Source organism: Paenibacillus sp. H1-7 (genome assembly GCF_022354825.1).
GTDB lineage: Bacteria > Bacillota > Bacilli > Paenibacillales > NBRC-103111 > Paenibacillus_S.
The window spans coordinates 6,894,504-6,913,841 of the sequence record NZ_CP031168.1 but is presented as its reverse complement, the minus strand read 5'-3'; the positions used below and the strand labels follow the sequence as shown (position 1 = coordinate 6,913,841).

18 protein-coding genes are annotated in these 19,338 nt (G+C 51.3%); 8 read left to right on the top strand and 10 right to left on the bottom strand.

Annotation, left to right across the window (positions count from 1 at the left end):
* Positions 1-32: 32 nt before the first annotated feature.
* On the top strand, positions 33-1,559 hold the full coding sequence (locus DVH26_RS30440) for an extracellular solute-binding protein (protein WP_239628853.1): 1,527 nt from the start codon (positions 33-35) through the stop codon (positions 1,557-1,559).
* 281 nt (positions 1,560-1,840) lie between these two features.
* Complete coding sequence (locus DVH26_RS30435) at positions 1,841-2,614, top strand: transporter substrate-binding domain-containing protein (RefSeq protein WP_239628851.1); 774 nt, start codon at positions 1,841-1,843, stop codon at positions 2,612-2,614.
* Positions 2,615-2,680: 66 nt separating this feature from the next.
* On the opposite strand, the gene DVH26_RS30430 is transcribed toward DVH26_RS30435, so the two are convergent.
* Complete coding sequence (locus DVH26_RS30430) at positions 2,681-3,715, bottom strand: M23 family metallopeptidase (RefSeq protein WP_239628849.1); 1,035 nt, start codon at positions 3,713-3,715, stop codon at positions 2,681-2,683.
* Between the two features lie 188 nt (positions 3,716-3,903).
* Between DVH26_RS30430 and larC2 the strand changes: the two genes are divergently transcribed.
* Positions 3,904-4,392 carry a nickel pincer cofactor biosynthesis protein LarC2 gene (gene larC2, locus DVH26_RS30425; protein ID WP_239628846.1) on the top strand — a complete coding sequence of 163 codons (489 nt, stop codon included), beginning with the start codon at positions 3,904-3,906 and terminating at the stop codon, positions 4,390-4,392.
* Positions 4,393-4,431: 39 nt separating this feature from the next.
* Here the strand turns inward: larC2 and larC are convergent, their stop codons facing one another.
* Positions 4,432-5,610: a nickel pincer cofactor biosynthesis protein LarC gene (gene larC, locus DVH26_RS30420; protein WP_239628843.1), complete on the bottom strand. Its 1,179-nt coding sequence runs from the start codon at positions 5,608-5,610 to the stop codon at positions 4,432-4,434.
* A 2-nt stretch (positions 5,611-5,612) separates the two neighbouring features.
* The gene (gene larB / locus DVH26_RS30415) at positions 5,613-6,404 is read right to left on the bottom strand and encodes a nickel pincer cofactor biosynthesis protein LarB (protein ID WP_239628841.1); all 792 of its coding nucleotides are present in this window, start codon (positions 6,402-6,404) and stop codon (positions 5,613-5,615) included.
* Between the two features lie 166 nt (positions 6,405-6,570).
* Here larB and lipA point away from each other — a divergent pair, with 166 nt between their 5' ends.
* A complete protein-coding gene (lipA, locus tag DVH26_RS30410; RefSeq protein WP_239628838.1) occupies positions 6,571-7,446 on the top strand; it encodes a lipoyl synthase in 876 nt (291 codons plus the stop codon).
* A 100-nt stretch (positions 7,447-7,546) separates the two neighbouring features.
* On the top strand, positions 7,547-8,161 hold the full coding sequence (locus DVH26_RS30405; protein ID WP_239628836.1) for a YutD family protein: 615 nt from the start codon (positions 7,547-7,549) through the stop codon (positions 8,159-8,161).
* Positions 8,162-8,288: 127 nt separating this feature from the next.
* On the opposite strand, the gene DVH26_RS30400 is transcribed toward DVH26_RS30405, so the two are convergent.
* The 4 genes from DVH26_RS30400 to ylbJ form a co-directional block, all read right to left on the bottom strand.
* The gene (locus tag DVH26_RS30400; protein WP_239628834.1) at positions 8,289-9,116 is read right to left on the bottom strand and encodes an NAD kinase; all 828 of its coding nucleotides are present in this window, start codon (positions 9,114-9,116) and stop codon (positions 8,289-8,291) included.
* 174 nt (positions 9,117-9,290) lie between these two features.
* The gene (locus DVH26_RS30395) at positions 9,291-9,965 is read right to left on the bottom strand and encodes a flagellar brake protein (RefSeq protein WP_239628832.1); all 675 of its coding nucleotides are present in this window, start codon (positions 9,963-9,965) and stop codon (positions 9,291-9,293) included.
* A 172-nt stretch (positions 9,966-10,137) separates the two neighbouring features.
* Positions 10,138-12,699: an alpha-glucan family phosphorylase gene (glgP, locus tag DVH26_RS30390; RefSeq protein WP_239628830.1), complete on the bottom strand. Its 2,562-nt coding sequence runs from the start codon at positions 12,697-12,699 to the stop codon at positions 10,138-10,140.
* 50 nt (positions 12,700-12,749) lie between these two features.
* The gene (gene ylbJ, locus DVH26_RS30385) at positions 12,750-13,997 is read right to left on the bottom strand and encodes a sporulation integral membrane protein YlbJ (RefSeq protein ID WP_239628828.1); all 1,248 of its coding nucleotides are present in this window, start codon (positions 13,995-13,997) and stop codon (positions 12,750-12,752) included.
* Positions 13,998-14,441: 444 nt separating this feature from the next.
* Here ylbJ and DVH26_RS30380 point away from each other — a divergent pair, with 444 nt between their 5' ends.
* Together DVH26_RS30380 and DVH26_RS30375 are read left to right on the top strand one after the other, a co-directional pair.
* Positions 14,442-14,837, top strand: a complete 396-nt coding sequence (locus DVH26_RS30380; protein WP_239628826.1) for a globin domain-containing protein — start codon at positions 14,442-14,444, stop codon at positions 14,835-14,837.
* A gap of 18 nt (positions 14,838-14,855) precedes the next feature.
* Complete coding sequence (locus DVH26_RS30375) at positions 14,856-15,557, top strand: DUF2225 domain-containing protein (RefSeq protein WP_239628823.1); 702 nt, start codon at positions 14,856-14,858, stop codon at positions 15,555-15,557.
* A 55-nt stretch (positions 15,558-15,612) separates the two neighbouring features.
* Here DVH26_RS30375 and DVH26_RS30370 read toward each other — a convergent pair whose 3' ends face one another.
* Genes DVH26_RS30370 through DVH26_RS30360 form a run of 3 tightly spaced genes read right to left on the bottom strand, consistent with a single transcriptional unit; the run spans position 15,613 to position 17,184 of the window.
* Positions 15,613-16,707, bottom strand: coding sequence for a GGDEF domain-containing protein (locus tag DVH26_RS30370; protein WP_239628821.1), 1,095 nt, complete (start codon positions 16,705-16,707; stop codon positions 15,613-15,615).
* Positions 16,708-16,761: 54 nt separating this feature from the next.
* The gene (locus DVH26_RS30365; protein ID WP_239628818.1) at positions 16,762-17,001 is read right to left on the bottom strand and encodes a hypothetical protein; all 240 of its coding nucleotides are present in this window, start codon (positions 16,999-17,001) and stop codon (positions 16,762-16,764) included.
* 3 nt (positions 17,002-17,004) lie between these two features.
* Positions 17,005-17,184: a YycC family protein gene (locus DVH26_RS30360; RefSeq protein WP_239628816.1), complete on the bottom strand. Its 180-nt coding sequence runs from the start codon at positions 17,182-17,184 to the stop codon at positions 17,005-17,007.
* Positions 17,185-17,341: 157 nt separating this feature from the next.
* Here DVH26_RS30360 and DVH26_RS30355 point away from each other — a divergent pair, with 157 nt between their 5' ends.
* Positions 17,342-19,129: a M3 family oligoendopeptidase gene (locus DVH26_RS30355; RefSeq protein WP_239628814.1), complete on the top strand. Its 1,788-nt coding sequence runs from the start codon at positions 17,342-17,344 to the stop codon at positions 19,127-19,129.
* The last annotated feature ends 209 nt before the right edge of the window (positions 19,130-19,338 follow it).

The following is a 19,338-nucleotide window of genomic DNA, read 5'->3' as shown; positions in this document are numbered from 1 at the left end:
CCAATAATTTATTTTACGGGAGGAGCACTAAAATGATCAAACAGGGAAAACGGGTTACAGTTACACTTGCGGCCTTCGGGCTTATGACTTCCGCTTTGCTTAGCGGCTGCGGGGCATCCAATCCCGGCAGTTCGGCCAACTCCGGAAGCGGTGCCGGCGGCAAAACGACGGATATCAGCATTATGGTCATCAATTACGGCAAACAATTCGCCGACGAGAATAACGTCATGTGGAAGGAAATCGAGAAGAGGACCAACACCAAATTGCATGTCACTTGGGTTTCGCCGAACAATATTTTGGAGAAAACGAACGTGACGCTGGCATCCGGCGATATTCCCGATCTGATGTTTCTGGAATCTCTTGAAACTCCTCAGTTCCGCAGCATGATCTCGCAAGGGGCTTTCTGGGATTTGACCCCATTCCTTAAAGATTATCCGAATTTTAAAAATGTGCCGGATTATGCTTGGGAGAACAGCAAAATCAACGGCAAGGCGTACGTCGTTCCGCGGCCTTACCCGGTTGTAGGCGGCGGCCTGTTCCCGCTCATCCGCAAAGACTGGCTGGATAAATTGAATTTGAAAATGCCGGAAACCCTGGACGATTTCAAGAAGACGCTCCATGCCTTCGTCAACAACGATCCCGACGGCAACGGACAGAAGGATACGACCGGTTACTCGGCGATGACCAGCTCCTTAGGCTTCATCTACAATGTTTATAACAATACGAACGGGGAATGGAAGGAAAAAGACGGGAAGCTCGTCCCGATCATTACCGAGCCGGAGTCGAAGGACGCGCTGCTGTACATCAAGAGCTTGTATGATGAAAATCTCATCAGCAAGGATTTCCCGGTGCTGAAGCTGTCCAATATCGGGGATGCCGTCAACAGCGGCAAAGCGGGCTCCGCCGGTTATGCGATGAACAACGGATGGACGTTTACAGCCGAGCTGCGCAAGACGAATCCGCAGGCCGCCATGGTGCCGGTTCCTTTCTTGAAGGGGCCTCAGGGCAACAAGTTCACCATTTCCACTGACGGTTACTATGGAGCTTTCGCCATACCGAAGAAGGTGCCTGAGGATAAGGTGAAGAAAATTCTCGCGTTCATGGATTACGGCTACAGCAAGGAAGGCAATGATTTGGCCAACTACGGGATCAAGGACGTTCATTATACGGAAAAAGACGGGATGAAGGTGACGACGGATAAGTTTGAGACGGACTTGATCGACGGCAACTTCAAAGGGGTATACATCTTGAACAGCAACGATCTGGTGACGCTTGTGCCCGGCATTACCCCCGAGTTTTATGATATCAACAAGAAAGTATACGCGGAGAGGGAGCAGGCTGCGCCGAAAAACCCGTCTGTCGGTGTGTACTCCGAAACCCGAACCAAATTGTGGACCGATCTTAAGAAAAAGGTCGACGATATGAGAGTGAAGATCATTATGGGGCAGGAGAAAATCGAAGTATATGACGCTTTTATCGAGAAGCTGAAGCAGGACGCGGAGCTGCAGAAGATGATCAAGGAAATGAACGAATCTTATGCTCAGAAGACCAAGAAATAAGATATTGGACGCGCTCCACAACAAAAGGAGGCCGCCCGGATAGGGTGGTCTCAATAAGACGCAAGCTTGGCAGCGGTATGCCAGGCTTGTTGTTGTATGTGCTACAAATGAGAGCCATCTTTTGGGTGTGAGTCCCGGGCGGAGCTGGCGAACTCCTGCCGCTGTTACCCGAGAGCAAGAGCGGTTGTTACCCCGCACAGAGGGCTTGGTCAGGCTGAATAGCCGGGCGCCCGTTTACAAATAATAGCATCGATGATCTAATACGAAGGGAGTCTAAGTCGATGCGCGTTACAAAGGCAGGCAAGCGAGGATTGCTGCTGACACTTTTGCTGACGCTGGCGGTCACGGCAGGCTGTACGGCTGACAAAAGAACCGTCAAAGTCGGCATCGAGAGCAATTTCCGGCCGTTTACGTATACGGAAGGAGGAGAAAATAAAGGCTTCGAGGTTGAATTATGGAAGGTGCTCGCCAAAAAAGCGAACCTCGAATACGAATTGGTGCCGATGGACTCCGGAGAGATAACCCGGGCGCTGAGTAAGGGAGATATCGATCTCGCCGTGGCAGGAATGACGGTGAACAAAGCGCGCAAGGACAACTTTGCCTTTTCCGATCCTTACTTTCAGACGGGACTGGTCATTCTCACTGCCGCAGATAACAATCAAATTAAAGGAAAAGACGATTTGGCGCAAAAAGTGATCGCAACCAAGAACGGAACGACGGCATATACCTACGCCGGCAATATACAAGGAGCGAAGGAAATCCGCGGCTATCCCGATATTACAGAAGCCTACGATGCATTGGTGAACAAGAACGTGGATGCCGTCATTTTTGATGAACGGAACGTTCATGACTACTTGCAAAACTCCGGCAAAGGCAAGGCGAAGATGGTCGGCGAAGTATTGAACAAGGAAAGCTACGCTGTCGTTGCGAAAAAGAAAAACAACTACATGGGCAGAATCAACGGCGCCATCGAAACCGTCTCCAAGGACGGAACCTACGAAGCCTTGTACAAGCAGTGGTTCGGAGGACAGCCGAAGAAGCTGCCGGGAGAATAAATGTTCATATAAAAAAGCCGGGATTCCGAAGAATCTACCGGCTTTTTTTCTTACCCGCGAAACGCCTCATTTCTTCTTCCGCATGCGTTCCTCACGCTCCCACTTTTTCAAATGGGGAAAAGGATCAAAGGACCAATCGGTCAGACCGTTATCACGATACAATCCGTAGTGAAGATGCGGAGGAAATTTCCCTGAAGTCCCCGGTTTACCGTACCCTGAGCTGCCGACGTAACCGATGACTTGGCCTGGGGTCACAATATCCCCTTCTTTGACTTCCTTATTGAATCCGGATAGATGAGCGTAATAATGATATACGTTGTTCAGGTCACGGATTCCGACTCTCCAGCCGCCGTAAGGATTCCATCCCATGACTTCAATCATGCCGTATGCCGCGCTTCGTACAGGGACGCCGTACCCTGCGAACAGATCGGTGCCTTCGTGAATACGGTAGCCGCCCCATCCCCGGCTAGCGCCCCATGTGCTGCGATATGAATAATCGGCTTTGAGCGGCATGACGAAGGTATGCTCGTGAAGATCAAGCGTATCGAACTTGGCATAAATTTGCGCGAATTGCTGGATGCGTTCAACGCTTCTCGTGTTTTGGTAATACTCCCAGAGCCCGATCCTCAAGTCTTCCTCAGCGGTACCAAACTTCAACAGCAGCGTCGCCATCGAATTCAGCACATCCAGATCGTTGGTCCGTTCGGCTTTGCCGTCGCCCGAGCCGTCTCTGCCGACGCCGTCAAACAGTGCGATGCTGTTTTCATTCGTATCCTCGTTGTCCGGATTCATCATTCCGCACCATTGCAGCTCTGAGAAATAGATGCCGATAAGTCCATTGCTTACCGGTCTTTTGCGTGCCAGATTAATCGTCCGTTCGTATTGATCAATTGCCGCCAAGTAGTTCCATGGAATGCCTGTTACCGCACCAACCTTCTCGAACACATCTTTGCGTTCGGCAAAGACGGCTTTCATATTGGTGCCCGGTGCTCCCGGCTTTGGAGCAGCGGCATGTGCTGCTTTTGCAGGGAAAGCCGCTCCGATAAGCAGGCCCCCGCATATCGATAATGCAAGAATTGGGCGCTTCCATCTCGCTGCCATAAACTTTTGACCTCCACCATGTACTTTCAGAGCAGATTTTGATACGTATAGGATGTGAACCGCGGCCTGTTTTTATCCAGAGAAAGGGTAGCGGCGGTTTCAAGAGAATCATTTTTCAGGTATATAAAATTTTGGTATAATGTTGGAATTTAATAGCTCGGCAGCTGCCTGGCAGGGAGGAATTCAAAATGGGCTTTCAGCATAGAGAAGAGCATGTGGACGAAGGAATGATCGTGCTTCAGGCTAACATTGACGATATGAACCCGGAGCTCTGTTCTTATGTAAGCGATCTGCTGTTCGACGCGGGTGCGAACGATGTGTATTGGATACCGATCATTATGAAAAAAGGCCGCCCCGGCATCATGCTGAACGTATTGGTTGACGAGAAGCTGCTGGAGGCGATGGAAGCCGTAATTTTCCGCGAAACGACTACGATAGGGCTTCGCTATATGCGCGCATCGGTTCATAGGCTGGGAAGAGAGTTCGAGGCGGTGTCTACCCCTTGGGGAGAGATTCATGTAAAAGTCGGCTACCACCGCGGCGCGATGGTGCAGTTTGCTCCTGAATTCAAGGAGTGCGAGCAAGCGGCCAAGCAGCACGGCGTGCCGTTGAAGCAAGTGTACGATGAAGTGAAGCGGCGGTTTTTGAACAATGACAAGCAGCAGCCGCTGGATTAAGGAAAAAGGAAAAGGACACCGGTCAGGTGTCCTTTTGAATTAGTTGCACGAAGTGCTGGCATTGTGTCCATGAGAGTGCGATTCGTGCTCATGGTGGCTATGCTTATGGATATGGCGCCGATCATCGTGCTCATGTTCATGTTCGTGGTCATGATCGTGTGAATGACTGTGATCATGGGAATGGCCGTGATCATGGGAATGACCGTGATCGTGAGAATGGCCGTGATCGTGAGAATGGCCGTGATCGTGAGAATGGCTGTGATCGTGCGAATGGCCGTGATCGTGAGAATGGCCGTGATCATGGGAATGGCCGTGATCGTGAGAATGGCCGTGATCGTGAGAATGGCTGTGATCATGGGAATGACCATGTTCATGCGAATGATCGTGATCGTGCGAATGATGATGCTCATGCTCATGCGCATGGTGATGATGGTGGTGCACAGGGGTATGAACCGCTTCGGGATGAATTTGATATTTATGAATGAATGGATCGGCTTGGCCGATCACGACACGCAGCACGTTCGGCTGATTCGGCAAATCACGGGTACCGGCACCGTAACCAATAGATTCAACGATCATCGGAGGGTAGCTTTTGGCGAACTCGTCAACCAGTCCGGAAATAATACCGGCCCCTGTAGGCGTCGTCATTTCCATCGAATAGGAAGTAGGCGCAATAGGCAAGCCGCGCATCATTTCGAGCGTAGCCGGAGCCGGTACCGGATAAATGCCGTGATCGCAGCGGACCGTTCCCGAACCGAGAGGTACCGGGGAAGCGTAAATTTTTTCCACATCCAGGGAGTCCATAGCCAGAGCGACGCCGATGACATCCACGATGGAATCGATGGCTCCTACTTCATGGAAATGAACCTTTTCCACTGGAATGTCGTGAATTTTCGCCTCGGCAACGCCGATTTTTTCGAAAATAGCCAGGCTCAGCTTCACGACCCGTTCGTTGAATCCAGCACGGTGAATGAGCTGTACGATTTCCGAGTAATGACGGTGGTGAGAAGGCGGAGTATCAGGGTCCAGCACGACGTCCATTTTCAAGGCGGAAATTCCCTTTTTGTTGACCCGTTTCCAGTCGAGAGAGAACGGTTCAATCGTAATTTTGCTTAACTCTTCTTCGATATAATTACGGTCCGCACCTGCATCCACCAAGGCAGCCAGGGTCATATCGCCGCTAATGCCGGAGAAACAATCCAAATAAGCTATTTTCATCGTTAATCCCTCTTTATCGTAGTTTTGTAAATCAATGCGGCGTTATAGCCTGCGCCAAAGCCGTTGTCGATGTTAACCACCGATACGCCGGATGAGCAGGAATTCAGCATCGCGAGCAGCGCCGCGAGACCTTGAAAGCTTGCGCCGTAGCCTACGCTGGTCGGTACCGCAATAACAGGCTTGGAGACCAGTCCGCCGACTACGCTCGTCAGCGCGCCTTCCATGCCGGCTGCTACAACAATCGAAGTAGCTCCACGGATGACTTCCAGTCTGCGGAACAGGCGGTGAATGCCGGCAACGCCTACATCGTAAATCCGCTCTACGCGGCAGCCCATGATTTCCGCTGTGAGCGCCGCTTCCTCGGCGACAGGTAGATCCGAAGTGCCTGCACAGACGACAGCTATGTAACCAGAGCCTTCCGGCTTGCGCGCCGCATCGTTCTGGTACCAGGTCAGCACGCGCGCTTCCTCGTGATAAGTGACTCCTTCAATCCTGCTCTGCACGTGATCTGCTTTATCTTTGCTGATACGAGTCGCCAGCACACGGTCGGAGTGCTGCATAAGCCTTTCGAATATGGCGGCGATTTGCTCCGCGGTCTTGTGCTCACCGTAAATTACTTCCGGGAAGCCGGTGCGCCGCGCGCGGTCGGTGTCCAGCTGGGCGAATCCGAGATCTTCGACTCCATCGGACTTGATCTGCGTCCCTTTGACGATTTCGTCAAGCTGCTCCTTTGCTTCCGCAACATCCAAATCTCCTGAGCGAACGAGCTTTAATATCGATTCCAAATTTATCATGAAAAACACATTCCTCCGGACACAAAAGGTATTGGGTTATAACGAAAATAATATCGCTTTTAGTTTATCATAAATGAAATGGAAAGTGGATTGTTCGAGCGTTCGTTGATATAATAGCTTCAAGAGTAAGGACTAAGGACAATGAACTAGAAAGCAGGGACAGGATATGTCTACTCGTCAAATAGAGCGCAAACCCGATTGGCTGAAAATAAAATTAACGACCGGAGATAACTTCAAGGAATTAAAAAATATGATGCGCGGCAAGACGCTGCATACGGTATGTGAGGAAGCCAAATGCCCGAATATTCATGAATGCTGGGCTAACCGTACCGCTACCTTTATGATTTTAGGCGATATTTGTACCCGGGCATGCCGCTTTTGCGCCGTGAAGACAGGGCTGCCAACCGAGCTGGATCTTCAGGAGCCGGAGCGCGTGGCGGTAGCGGCGGAGCAAATGGGGCTTAAGCATGTCGTCGTGACCTCCGTTGCGAGAGACGACTTGGCAGACGGAGGAGCCTCGATTTTTGCTGCGACGATTTTGGCTATCCGCAAACGGCTTCCTATGTGCAGTGTCGAGGTGCTCATCCCTGACTTTTTAGGCAGCGAAGAATCCCTTCGCACCGTGCTGGAGGCTAAGCCGGACATTTTGAATCATAATATTGAAACGGTAGAGCGTCTTTCCGATAAAGTGCGTGCAAAAGCGAAATACGAGCGTTCGATGGAGCTTTTGAAGCGTTCTAAACACATTGCGCCCAAAATTCCTACCAAATCAAGCATTATGCTTGGCGTTGGGGAGGAATGGAACGAAATTTTGCAGGCGATGGACGATTTAAGAGCGGTGGACTGTGATATTATGACGATAGGCCAATATTTGCAGCCTTCCTTGAATCATTTGCCGGTATCGAAATATTATACGCCCGAGCAATTTGCCGAGCTCAAAACCGAAGGAATGAAACGCGGCTTCAGCCACGTCGAATCCGGTCCGCTGGTACGCAGCTCGTATCATGCGCATGAGCAGGTTAAATCCGCCAAGCAAGCATAAAGGCGGCCAGTTATTGAATGAGTTTCACCTCGTGAAACTCAGCCAAATGCTTTCGTAGCCAGTTTCACTTCGTGAAACTTTTTAGGAGGGACCCAAACTAGTGATCCACATAGCCAATAAAACGTACGAAGTGGTGGTAGACCACAAGAACGGCTGGAAACCCGAGGCGTTCCGCGACCGATATAGCGAAGTGCTCGAAAGGTATGATTTTATCGTCGGCGATTGGGGCTATAATCAGCTGCGCTTGCGGGGCTTTTTCAAGGACAACCACCCGAAAGCAACGAAAGACTCCTCCATTGCAACGCTTCAGGACTATTTGAACGAATACTGCAATTTTGGCTGCGCTTATTTTATTATTGAGAAAGTGCCGTCCAAGCATGCGAACCTCCCGCAAGAGACGGGAAGCGGTATGGATGTGGAGGAGGCACAAGCGCAATCCGAGACAGCGGCGGCGGATTCAGAGCCGGTAGCCAGGCTGCATGCGGAGCCGGAGCGTCAACGTGAGTCGCAGCAGCCTCAACAAAGCCAGCAGCAAAATACGAATCAGCACAACAGCAATCAACAGCAGCACAACCCGAATCACCAGCATAGAAAGAATCACCAAAACGGCTCCGGGCACAAAAACCGGAATCATCATCATAAACATGCGCAGCGCCAGTCCCAATCCAAGGAGCAGCAGGCGCCGGTTAAAGAGCAGCAAGTGAAGCAAACTTAACGAATGAACTAAGCCAGCCCTGATGGGCTGGCTTTTTTGACCACATTGGGAAGCTTAAAATCGATAAAGTGTATCGGAGAACCTTCCAATTGGCGATCTTCGTGCATGAAAAAAAGAAGCCTCGGAATCAAGGCTTCTTCTCCGGAATCGGCTCATAGCCGATAAAGGCTTCACGGACCCGGCTCCAAAACGGGAAGGGACGGAAGCGGGCGAATTTCACTTTTTTGCCTGCCGCGACCATGCTGCGAATGGATATAATATCGTTCCGCTGCATAATGACGTGATCCAGCGACAAAATGATATTCTGATTGCTTCGCGGATAAATATCGCAATGATGATGCTTCGGAAGCAAAATCGGCGATCCGAGCGTTCGGAACACCCGGTTGTTGATCGAGGCGATCTCCGCAATCTGGATGGAATCGAGCGTCGGATGTACGATGGCACCGCCGAGACTTTTGTTATAGGCGGTGCTTCCGGCCGGCGTCGAAATGCAAATTCCATCGCCGCGGAATGTCTCGAATGGCTCGTCATTAATATGCAGCTCCGCCATCAGTGTTACATCCACGCCTTTGAGTGTAAACTCGTTCAGAGCCAGCTGCGTTTCAATACCTTGATTCGTCGTGATTTGAATCTCGACGAGCGGATATTTTACGACGCGCAGGTCGTTTTGCCGAGAGCTTTCTACCATCAGGTCGGCGAGCAGCTCGACTTCATCCGGCTTCCAGTCAGCAAAAAATCCGAGTCTCCCGGTGTGGATACCGACGAAAGCGATCGTCTCCAGCTGTTCTTTGTATTGATGGAACGCATGCAGCATCGTACCGTCGCCGCCGATAGACAGGACCACATCGGGATGCTTCTCATCGTGGACCAGGCCGTGCTGTCCGACGAGCCGATGGAATGTTTGCATGAGTTGGAAGGACACTTCGTCTCCGCGGTGAACAACATTATACTTCAATCGGGTATCCTCCTAAGAGTTTTGCGAAGCAAAACTTACTTCGTAAGCATAAGCTTTGAGTTTTGCGAAGCAAAGCTTGCTTCGTAAGCATAAGCTTTGAGTTTTGCGAAGCAAAACTTACTTCGTAAGCATAAGCCTTGAGTTTTGCAATGCAAAGCTTGCTTCGCTCGCGAATTACTCGCTCGTACGTGTACAATATTCGTCAATCTGATGAGTCAGGCTTTCCGGCACATTCCGGAATTCCACAGCGATCCGGTACGAATCGTTGCTGAAATGGGTGACGCGGACAATCTCTCCGTTCACGACAAATTTGTTAGGATGATCCGGCAGGACGAAGCTCAGCTCCAAAAATAACGGATAAAAAATACGTGTATTCGTTACAAACGAGAGCCCGCCGGCGGAAATATCCTGAATTTGTCCGGAAAAAGCAATTCCTTGATGCGTGGACGCCTTGCGCACGCCGATAATCCGGCAGGTGAGCGGAGTCCTGACCGGCAGGTGGATACGCTGGAACCTGCGGTTTTGAAACGTGCTCAGCTCCTGCGGAGCCGTGAGAGTTAGCGTGCAGACATTGCGCTTGGATTCTATTTCGAGCAGGTCTACAAAAGCGTAATATAGAATTCCCCGCTCGCGGAATGAAAATTCGATAAAGCATACGTGGTGCAGCTTTTCCAAAGGGTTCATCTGAAACTCCATGGTAGCGACCAGCTGCTGTTCATCCACTTTTTGCAGAACGAAGCTGTCCTCGTAGCAGAACGGCATTCCTTCTTTAGTCTCACCGACAATAATAAGGTTGGCGCTCATTCGAGGCACAATCATTTCGTAACCTAAAGCTTGGTTCCAATTCATAGGATCACCATAGAGTAATAGTAGTAAACATATAACTCCATAATAATCAATATTTCCAGATAACACAATGGCAGAGCCTATGCGAAATGCAAAACGCTCCCTACTAAAGACCTAAATGGCCTTTGATAGAGAGCGAGAAGGGCTGTTCTTTGGTGTTGAAAAATGTCGAAACTTACAAGGTCGTTACGAGCGGCAGCTCGAACGATGTAGCAAAATTAGAGCTGATCGGATGCACGCGGACAGAGAAATGTGCCCGATGGCGAAGATGCGAAGGAACAAGGGCACGGTACTGGACGACCCGGTCTTCAAGCTCCTTTACCGCCTCCATCGTAACGACGACCTGATGCCAGCCGTCACTCCGCTCCTCGTAGTAAATAAGCTCCACCGCCGTATCTTTGTACCATATGGGACCAAACCGGATCGTAGCTCTCACTTCCTTGAGCGGCTGTCTGGTATCCGTCAAGCCGGATGCGGCTCCCGTCTTAGCGGCTGGAGCGGCGCTGCCCCCGTCATTGACCTCCAGAATACGGACATAATGCCAGTTGGACAGGACAAACTGCTTGAAATCCGCAACCTTCGTCACTGTATCGTAATTATTGGCAATAAACGAGAGCGTGCGTCTCAAGGTTGGGATGTAAGTGAGATTCGTATAGTCCATTACCATGCGATCCGTATTATAGGCGGGTGTCAACGATTGGATGGAACGCTTCATGCGGGAGACCCATTGCACCGGCAGCTGGCCCTGATTGTAATACAAAGGGATGATTTCCTGCTCCAGCTTCCGGTAAATGGACTCCGTATTTTCCCGATGCTGCGTGCTGCTGTCGGCATCGTTATTTCCATCGATGCTCCAGCCGTTGCTGCCGTCGAAGCCTTCCTCCCACCAGCCGTCGAGAACGCTAAAATTGATAGCGCCGTTCATCGCGGCTTTTTGGCCGCTCGTTCCGCTTGCCTCATAAGGCCTCTGAGGGTTGTTCAGCCACACGTCGACTCCTTGAACGAGATACCTCGCCAGGTGGATGTCGTAGTTTTCCAGCAGCACGATTTTGCCTTTAAAACGGTCCATTTGCGATACCCGGTAAATTTCGCGGATTACTTCCTGTCCCGGATGGTCGGCAGGGTGGGCTTTGCCCGCAAACAAAAATTGTACAGGCCGGTCAGGGTTATTAACAATGCGGTCCAGCCGGTTCAAATCGTTAAAAATCAGATTGGCGCGCTTATAGGTCGCGAATCTTCTGGCGAATCCGATAGTCAGCGCCCGGGCTGACAAAAAGCCGCGCACTTCCTCGACCTTCTCGGCGGGCAGATCGTTGCGCCTTCTTTGCTCGCGAAGATTCGCTCTCGCATAGCGAAGCAACCGTTCCTTCAGCTGCATGTGAACCTCCCACAAAGATTCCGGCGGTATAATATCGATCGCGCGCCACAGGTCGCTGTTGGTCTGATTGCTGACCCAGGTTCCGGGCAAAAAGCGGTCGAACAGCTCCTTCAGCTCGGGAGCAAGCCATGATTTCATATGAACGCCGTTCGTAATATGGCTGATCGGAACTTCCTTTTCGTCAATGCTGCCGTGGAAGGAACGGAACATATTGCGTGAAACCTGGCCGTGCAGCTTGCTAACCCCATTGCGCAGCGCCGCCGTATTCAGCGCGAGATGCGTCATGTTGAACAGCGGCTTGGCGTTGTCCAGACCGAGCTTCATCCACGCTTGCTTATGCTCCTTCCATTTGGAGAACATTGAGCTGAAGTAATATTCCACCATGGAAGGGGGAAACGCGTCATGACCGGCAGGAACGGGAGTATGGGTAGTAAAGACGGAGCTCGCTCGGATCACTTCCACCGCTACGTGAAACGGTACTCCGCTCTCCAGCTGCTCGCGAATGCGTTCTATCCCCTGGAAGGCGGCATGCCCTTCATTGATATGATAAACGGCTGTAGGCAGCTCAAGCGCACGCAGAGCGCGGACGCCTCCGACTCCGAGCAAAATTTCCTGAGCGATCCGAATATCCTGATTGCCTCCGTACAGCTGAGCCGTAAGCTCCCGGTCCCAGGGGCTGTTGGCTTCATGGTCGGCGTCGAGCAAGTAGAGCTTGTTGCGTCCTATGAGAACCTGCCATAGATTCAGCTTGACGGTGCGGTCGGCCATCGGGACGTCAACGATTAGCGGGTCTCCTTGGTCCGTGACGACCTGTAAAATAGGGAGCCTTGAGAAATCGTAGCTCATCGCCTCCGCATGCTGCCAGCCTTCTGCATTGATTTTTTGATTGAAATATCCTTTCTTGTACAGCAGCCCGATCCCTACGAGCGGAATGCCCAAATCGCTTGCCGATTTGCAATGGTCACCGGCAAGAATCCCGAGTCCGCCCGAATACATCGGCAGCGATTCATGAAAGCCGAATTCTGCTGAGAAGTAGGCGATTGTATGCTGGAGATGGTCCGGATACGTCTTCTGGAACCAGGTGGCTTCGTTATTGTAGGCGTCCCAATGCTTCATTACGCGTTGATAATGCTGAATGAAGTCTTCGTCCCGGCTCATGGATTCCCATACCGCAGGGTCGGTTTCCAACAGAAGGCGTACGGGATTGTGCAGAATTTGATCCCAACGCTCCCTGTCGATCCGGGCGAACAGATCCAGCGCGTCATCGTTCCAGCTAAACCATAAATTATAAGCCAATTCCGGCAATCGTTCTATTTCCAGCGGCAGCTTCAGGAACGCATAAGGAAATTTCGTATTCATGCCATCACCAACCTTCGCTTCGTACGTCGTTTGACGGTCTTATTATCTTGTTATACAAACCGCTTCATACATTGTTTAACCACGAAATGCAGGAGGAATAACAAGATCAGTACAACAATAACGGAACTGAAAGCTGTAATTCCCCAAGGCAGCGAATAACGCCATAACGTTGTCAGCGGTGATTCCACATCAATGGCAGGGATAAAAGCGGCTACGGTGCCGCGATACGGCTGCAGTGGCTCCCATAACACAAATACGGCGGCAAAGGCCATAAGCCCATGAAGTAAGCGTGCCGTGATAAACGGAATATAACGCAAATTGGTACGGTGGAGCAGACTGACTACCTGTGCGTGGACCGACAAGCCGGCCCAGGAAAGAACAAACGCGGCTATCGCCACTTTATATACAAGCGGAATTTGCGAGCCGGCTCCTCCGGCAGCCTTGGCCCCCAAAGTCACCTCGAAGAATCCGTTCGCTACCGCCTGGGTCAGCGATACGGGGACGTCAAACAGCTGAAGCACCGCATTAATCCCTATGTAGAAAATGTTCATGATATGCGCGGATGTGAGCACTTCCATGACGGCGGAGAAGAAGACAACCAGTCCCCCTACGACAAAAATAAGCTGCAGTGACGATGCGACGGCCATGCGAAGCATTTCTCCCAAAGCTCTCCCGTCCTTCATCCGCGCCTCATGCATGGCATCGAAGGCACGTACCCATATCGAAGCCGCTGGACCGGCTGAAGTCGCAACAGCTGCCAATGCCGGGGTAGCGGACTGTTTGCGTCCGTGATACCGCATCATCAAGCCAAGCAGCATCGCCGAACCGTAATGGGCTGCCGCCAAAATTCCGGCCAGGCTCGCATCATGGAAGAAACCGACGGACACCGCTCCGATCAGAAAGATCGGATCGGAGGATGTAGTGAACGAAACGAGCCGTTCTCCTTCTTCGCGATTGACGAGCTTTTGATCCCAGAGCTGGGCCGTCAGCTTGGCTCCAACCGGATAGCCGGAGGCAAAGCCCATCGCTACGACAAACCCTCCAATGCCCGGAATCCGGAACACAGGACGCATCATCGGGTCCAGCAGCGTTCCGAAGAAATGGACGATCCCCACTCCAAGCATTAGCTCCGATATAACAAAAAAAGGAAAAAGCGCAGGGAACAAAACGTCCCACCAGATTCCTACGCCTCGGATGGAAGCGCGGAACACTTCGGCTGGGAAGACAAGCATCAAGGACATAAGGCCCAATATCAACAAGGCGATAAGGTAAAAGGGAGACAATTTCTTGAACGTCATGGCAATATCCTCCTAATAGGGAATCCATCGGATCCTCAAGAACACCATCATTTACTTATATGTACAAGGGGTAGGAGACATGCCTGTATCCGCATTGGACAAACTGTCAGAAAAATATGATAGTTTATCGTAAAATTGCTGAATGTTTTGAATAATTATGGTACAATAGTACCAAACCAATATGAGAATAGGGGTTGATCCGGATGACGGCTGTGATTGCTGGAATTCTCGTATGTGCGTTTGTGTATGTCATTAGGGAAACCTTGATGACTTCCGGTGAAGAGGATCTGGAAAGCTAGTACAGTGAGTGCGGTTTCTTCTAAGGTTTGGATGCTAATCGCGAAATCGATTGGCATCTTTTTTGTTGATTCTAAGATTGTCTTCACTTTTGGGGATTTTTTATTGTTGAGCGCACAATTCCATAGAACAGGCGAGGAAACGTAAATGTCCGATAAACATGAATCTGAGCAGCTCACGCCGTTTGAGGCGTTGGGAGGGGCGGAGACGATCCGCCGGATCGTGGATGCATTTTATCCATTGGTACAGGCGAATCCGGTTATCGGCCCGTTATTCCCAGAAGATATTGATCCGGTCAGGGAAAAGCAGTATTTATTTTTGACCCAGTTTTTTGGAGGACCTCCGCTGTATTCGAGTCTGTACGGCCATCCGATGATGAGGGCCCGGCATTTGCCGTTCGAGATTACTCCGGAGCGGGCTGAGGCTTGGCTAGGCTGTATGAGGCAGGCTTTGGACAAGGTAGGGCTGGAGCCGGAGCTGAAAGCGTTCGTGCTTGAGAGACTGAAAGGCCCTGCTTATCATTTTATTAACAAGAATGCCTAACTAAAAGGATGTGAATTTGTGGTCGAGCCTTTATTTCAAGTAAAGGTGGAGTGCGCTTGCTGCGAATCCGCTTTTCAAACATCCAGAGTGAGGCCAAGCTTCAAGAAGGCGACACATACGGATACCGATTTTTGCATTCATTATAAAGAGACGAACCCGGATTATTACGTAGTCAGAATCTGTCCTTATTGCGGCTACGCAAGTACGGAGAACACGTCGAATGTCTTCACGCCCGCCCATAAAGAAGCGTTCTATAATAAGGTGGCGGTGAACTGGCAGTTTAAAGATTACGGCGGAGAACGCAGCTGGGACGATGCGATGTACGCGTACAAGCTTGCGCTCTTGTGCGCCCAGATCAAGAATGAAAAAGGGCGTGTCGTCGCCGGACTTCTGCATCATATTGCCTGGCTGTACAGGTACAAGCAGGACACGGAGCAGGAAAGACGGTTTTTACAGTTTGCCCTGGATGCGTACACTAACGTATTCGAAACCGAAGGCGCCGATCTGAATAATGCCCGGCTCATGTATTTAATGGGGGAATTGCACCGCAGGCTGAACCAGTACAAGGAAGCGGTCAAATGGTTCGGAAGAGTTATCAATGACAAGAGCATTATGGATTCGGCGATGATCCGCGCTTGCCGCGAGCAATGGGCGGCGACAAGGGAGCAGATGATTTCGGAAAAAATCGATATGCCTGAGGAAATGATTCACGAAGGATAAATCCGTAATCAAACAACAAATAACGCATAGTGCACAGTCCGTCCGGAATGCTGCATTATGCGTTATTTGCCGTAAAAGGGATATCGTCGGAGTAGATGGTAAACCGGTTCTTCCCTTCGCGTTTCGATACATAGAGCGCTTCGTCGGCCTCGGAAATAACCCTAAGCAGCTCGTCCTGATAGCCGAAGGCAACCGAGATGCCAATGGATATCGTGATAACCGCCGAATCCGATCTTACCTGGCTGTGATGCCTTGCTATCGTATCGCAGAGCTGCAGGGCATACTGCTTCAGGCGGTCCGTATCGACGGTGTGGCTCATGATGATGAATTCCTCGCCGCCGTAGCGGGCTGCATAGTCCGACTCGTGGATCGTGGTCCGGAGCAGCTGTCCGACCTCGCACAGCAGCAAATCTCCTTGCAAATGGCCGTACGTATCGTTGTAATACTTGAAATTGTCAATGTCGATCATCATGATGGACAACGGCCGCTGCCGAATCGTATTCTGGGCGATCGACATGAAGCTTCTTAAATTCGGCAGTCCGGTGAGGCCGTCCTGATTCGCCTGAAGCTCGAATCGCCGCTGCAGTATCCAGGAACGATTGTCGTCGTTATACATAACGATAAGAACCAGCACGGCCAGAATAGACAGAACGAGCGTAATCAAGTGGGATGCAATCGCCAGCAAAGAAAAATCCAGCTTCATGTACGTTTGGATGATAAAACGGATGGCAGCCAGCATGACGCATACCTTGATCCCGTCGATAAAAGGTATCATGGCATAGCCGCTCTCATTCTCCTTGCGATGGAAAAGCGAGCTGACGATTGCAGGCAAAATCAATTCCTGCGCTATCCGGACGAACCCGTGGACTTCGCCTATCTGTATAATGTAGAAGGACGGCAACAAGGTCGAAAGCAGGGATACGATCGGACCGAACCTCAAACCGGCCATAACGATCGGAGCGAATCGAAGATCCGTCACCAATCCGTCGGTCGGGAACGGTTGAAGCATAATAATGATGCAAGCCAAGCCGGTCAACAGAGAGGCGCTGAGAGTTTCATACCGTTCCATAAACAGCCGGTTTTTGAGCTTCAATGCAATATAGCTTAAGGCAATCAAGGTGCAGGCGTGCGTAAAGGAAATATAATACATTTGCGTTGTTCCACTCCTGATCCGAGCCGGCGTTTGCTTCTTTTTAACCTTAGGTCAGCGGCGGTTTCTTATAGGCTGGCTGGCGAGCAAGTAATCGCGGTCAGCGTCTACAATCGTGATTTTGTTGTGACAGCACGGAAATACAAGCAGCTTCTTGGCGCCTTGCTGGATTCCCGGAATATCTTTCTTTTTCAAAGGGAGTAGGACGTTAGACTCACTGCAAAAAGGACATTCATGAACGTAAACATCTTGCTGGATCAGCTCGTAAGGCCAACTGTTCTCAAAAGGGATCATCGGTCAGGACTCCTGCTTGGTGCCGTCGGATTCCTTCTGTTCGCTGCTGGAAGCGCTTTTAGCAAGCTCGGCAAGCTTTTGCATTAAAATATGCTGAGGCATGTGCATGAGATGCTCCAGCGGAACGTTCAGTTGTTTAGCGAGCTTTTGTGCCGTTTCGGGCGAGATCTGTAATGGTTTCATGTTGACTTCCACTCCTGTCAATAGATCTATAGTCACCATTTAAACATACCCGTGATAACAATTCAACCAAAATTTGGTGGGTTGCTTATTTTGGCTTGGGCATGATTTATGGTTTAATAGTATTGTAACTAATTTTTAGGAAAGGTGCGATGTTTGCATGAAAACACCTTTGCAGCAAACATGGAATCTGGAACGATTTTTTCCGGGCGGCAGCACATCTACGGCGTTTCAGGCTTTTTTGGATACGCTGGAGAAGCAGGTTGCGCAGCTCACTGCATTGCTGAATGAGCTGAAAGCGCCGCAGGCTCCCGATGCCGCCGTGTTGAAGCCGGCACTGGATTTGCTTCAGTCGATAGCTATGAAAATAAGAGAAGCGGACTCATTCGTAGGATGCCTGGCAGCCGAAAATCAGGCGGACAAGAAAGCAATCATTTTGGCCGGCAAAATTAAAACGGTATCGGCCTCCTATGCGTCGGCTCTGACCGTATTTGATCAGATGCTGACGGAGATTCCGGATGAGGTGTGGAAGCAGCTCGCAGCCAGTCCCGGGCTTGCCGGAATCGCATTTCCTTTGACGGAACGGCGCGAGCAGGCGGCCGAGAAGCTGCCGCCGGAGCAGGAGGCGCTCGTCAACGACCTCGCGATCGACGGCTATCACGGGTGGGGTGAAGCTTACAACACCACCGTAAGCAAGTTCAAGGTATTGTGGGAAGAGGACGGGAAGACGAGCGAGCTATCGGCAGGGCAGGCGGCCAACCGGATGCACAGTCCCGACCGCTCCGTACGCCAAAGGCTGTTCAAGCTGTGGGAGGAGCAATGGGGCGAGCATGCGGATTATTGCTCCGACGCTTTGAATCATTTGGCCGGCTTCCGCTTGAAGCTGTATGAACGGCGCGGATGGGATACGATACATAAGGAACCGCTCTCCATTAACCGGATGTCCAAAGAAACGCTGGACGCGATGTGGGGAGTCATTGAACGGGGCAAAGACGTCTTCGTTCAATATTTGAACCGCAAAGCGAAGCTGCTCGGCATCGACAAGCTGAGCTGGTACGACGTCGATGCGCCTGTAGGGCAAGGCAGCAAGCATTTCAGCTACGACGAGGGCGCGCAGCTGATCGTCGAGCAGTTCCGCCGCTTCAGCCCGAAAATGGCCGACTTCTCCGTCATGGCCTTCGAAAACGGCTGGATTGAAGCGGAGGATCGTCCGGGCAAAAGACCCGGAGGCTTTTGCACGTCGTTCCCGATCGCGAAGGAGACGCGCATCTTCATGACCTACGCGGGCACAGCCTCCAACGTGGCTACGCTGGCGCACGAGCTCGGTCACGGCTATCATCAGCACGTGATGAACGATCTGCCGGCGCTGGCGCAGGATTACGCGATGAACGTCGCGGAGACGGCCTCCACGTTCGCCGAGATGGTCGTTGCCGACGCAGCGGTCAAAGGGGCGGCTACGGAAGAGGAACGGCTAACGCTGCTGGAGGACAAAATCCAGCGCTCGGTCGCTTTCTACATGAACATTCACGCGCGCTTCCTGTTCGAAACGCGGTTCTACGAAGAGCGGGCCAAAGGCATCGTGAGCGTCGAGCGGTTAAACGAGCTGATGGTGGAAGCACAGAAGGAAGGCTACCGCGATGCGCTGGCGGAATATCATCCGCATTTCTGGGCGTCGAAGCTGCACTTCTATATTACGGAGGTGCCGTTCTACAACTTCCCGTACACGTTCGGCTACATGTTCAGCGCCGGCATTTATGCCGAGGCGCTGCGGCAAGGCGCCGCGTTCGAGGATAAATATATCGCCATGCTGCGGGACACGGGCAGCATGACCGTAGAGGAGCTCGCCCAGAAGCATTTGGGCGTCGACCTGCGCAAGCCGGACTTCTGGCAGCAGGCTATGGATTTGTCCGTTGAGGACGTCAAAGCCTTCATGAGCTTGACGGAGTAAACCAAAGGAGGCTGCTGGCGCAGCCTCCTTCCATTTCCTGGGGCTGATCATTAGCCCCGGGCTTTTCCAACTTTTAAGCCGGGGGCTGATTCCAAGCCCCCGTGGTCCCTAACCCCAGGAAATGGGCGCGGCTTTGTATTTAGAAAACAAGCGTCAGCGGGTAAGGGAATGTATCGGAGAGTTTACGCGTCCCCTTTGAAATCGTGTTC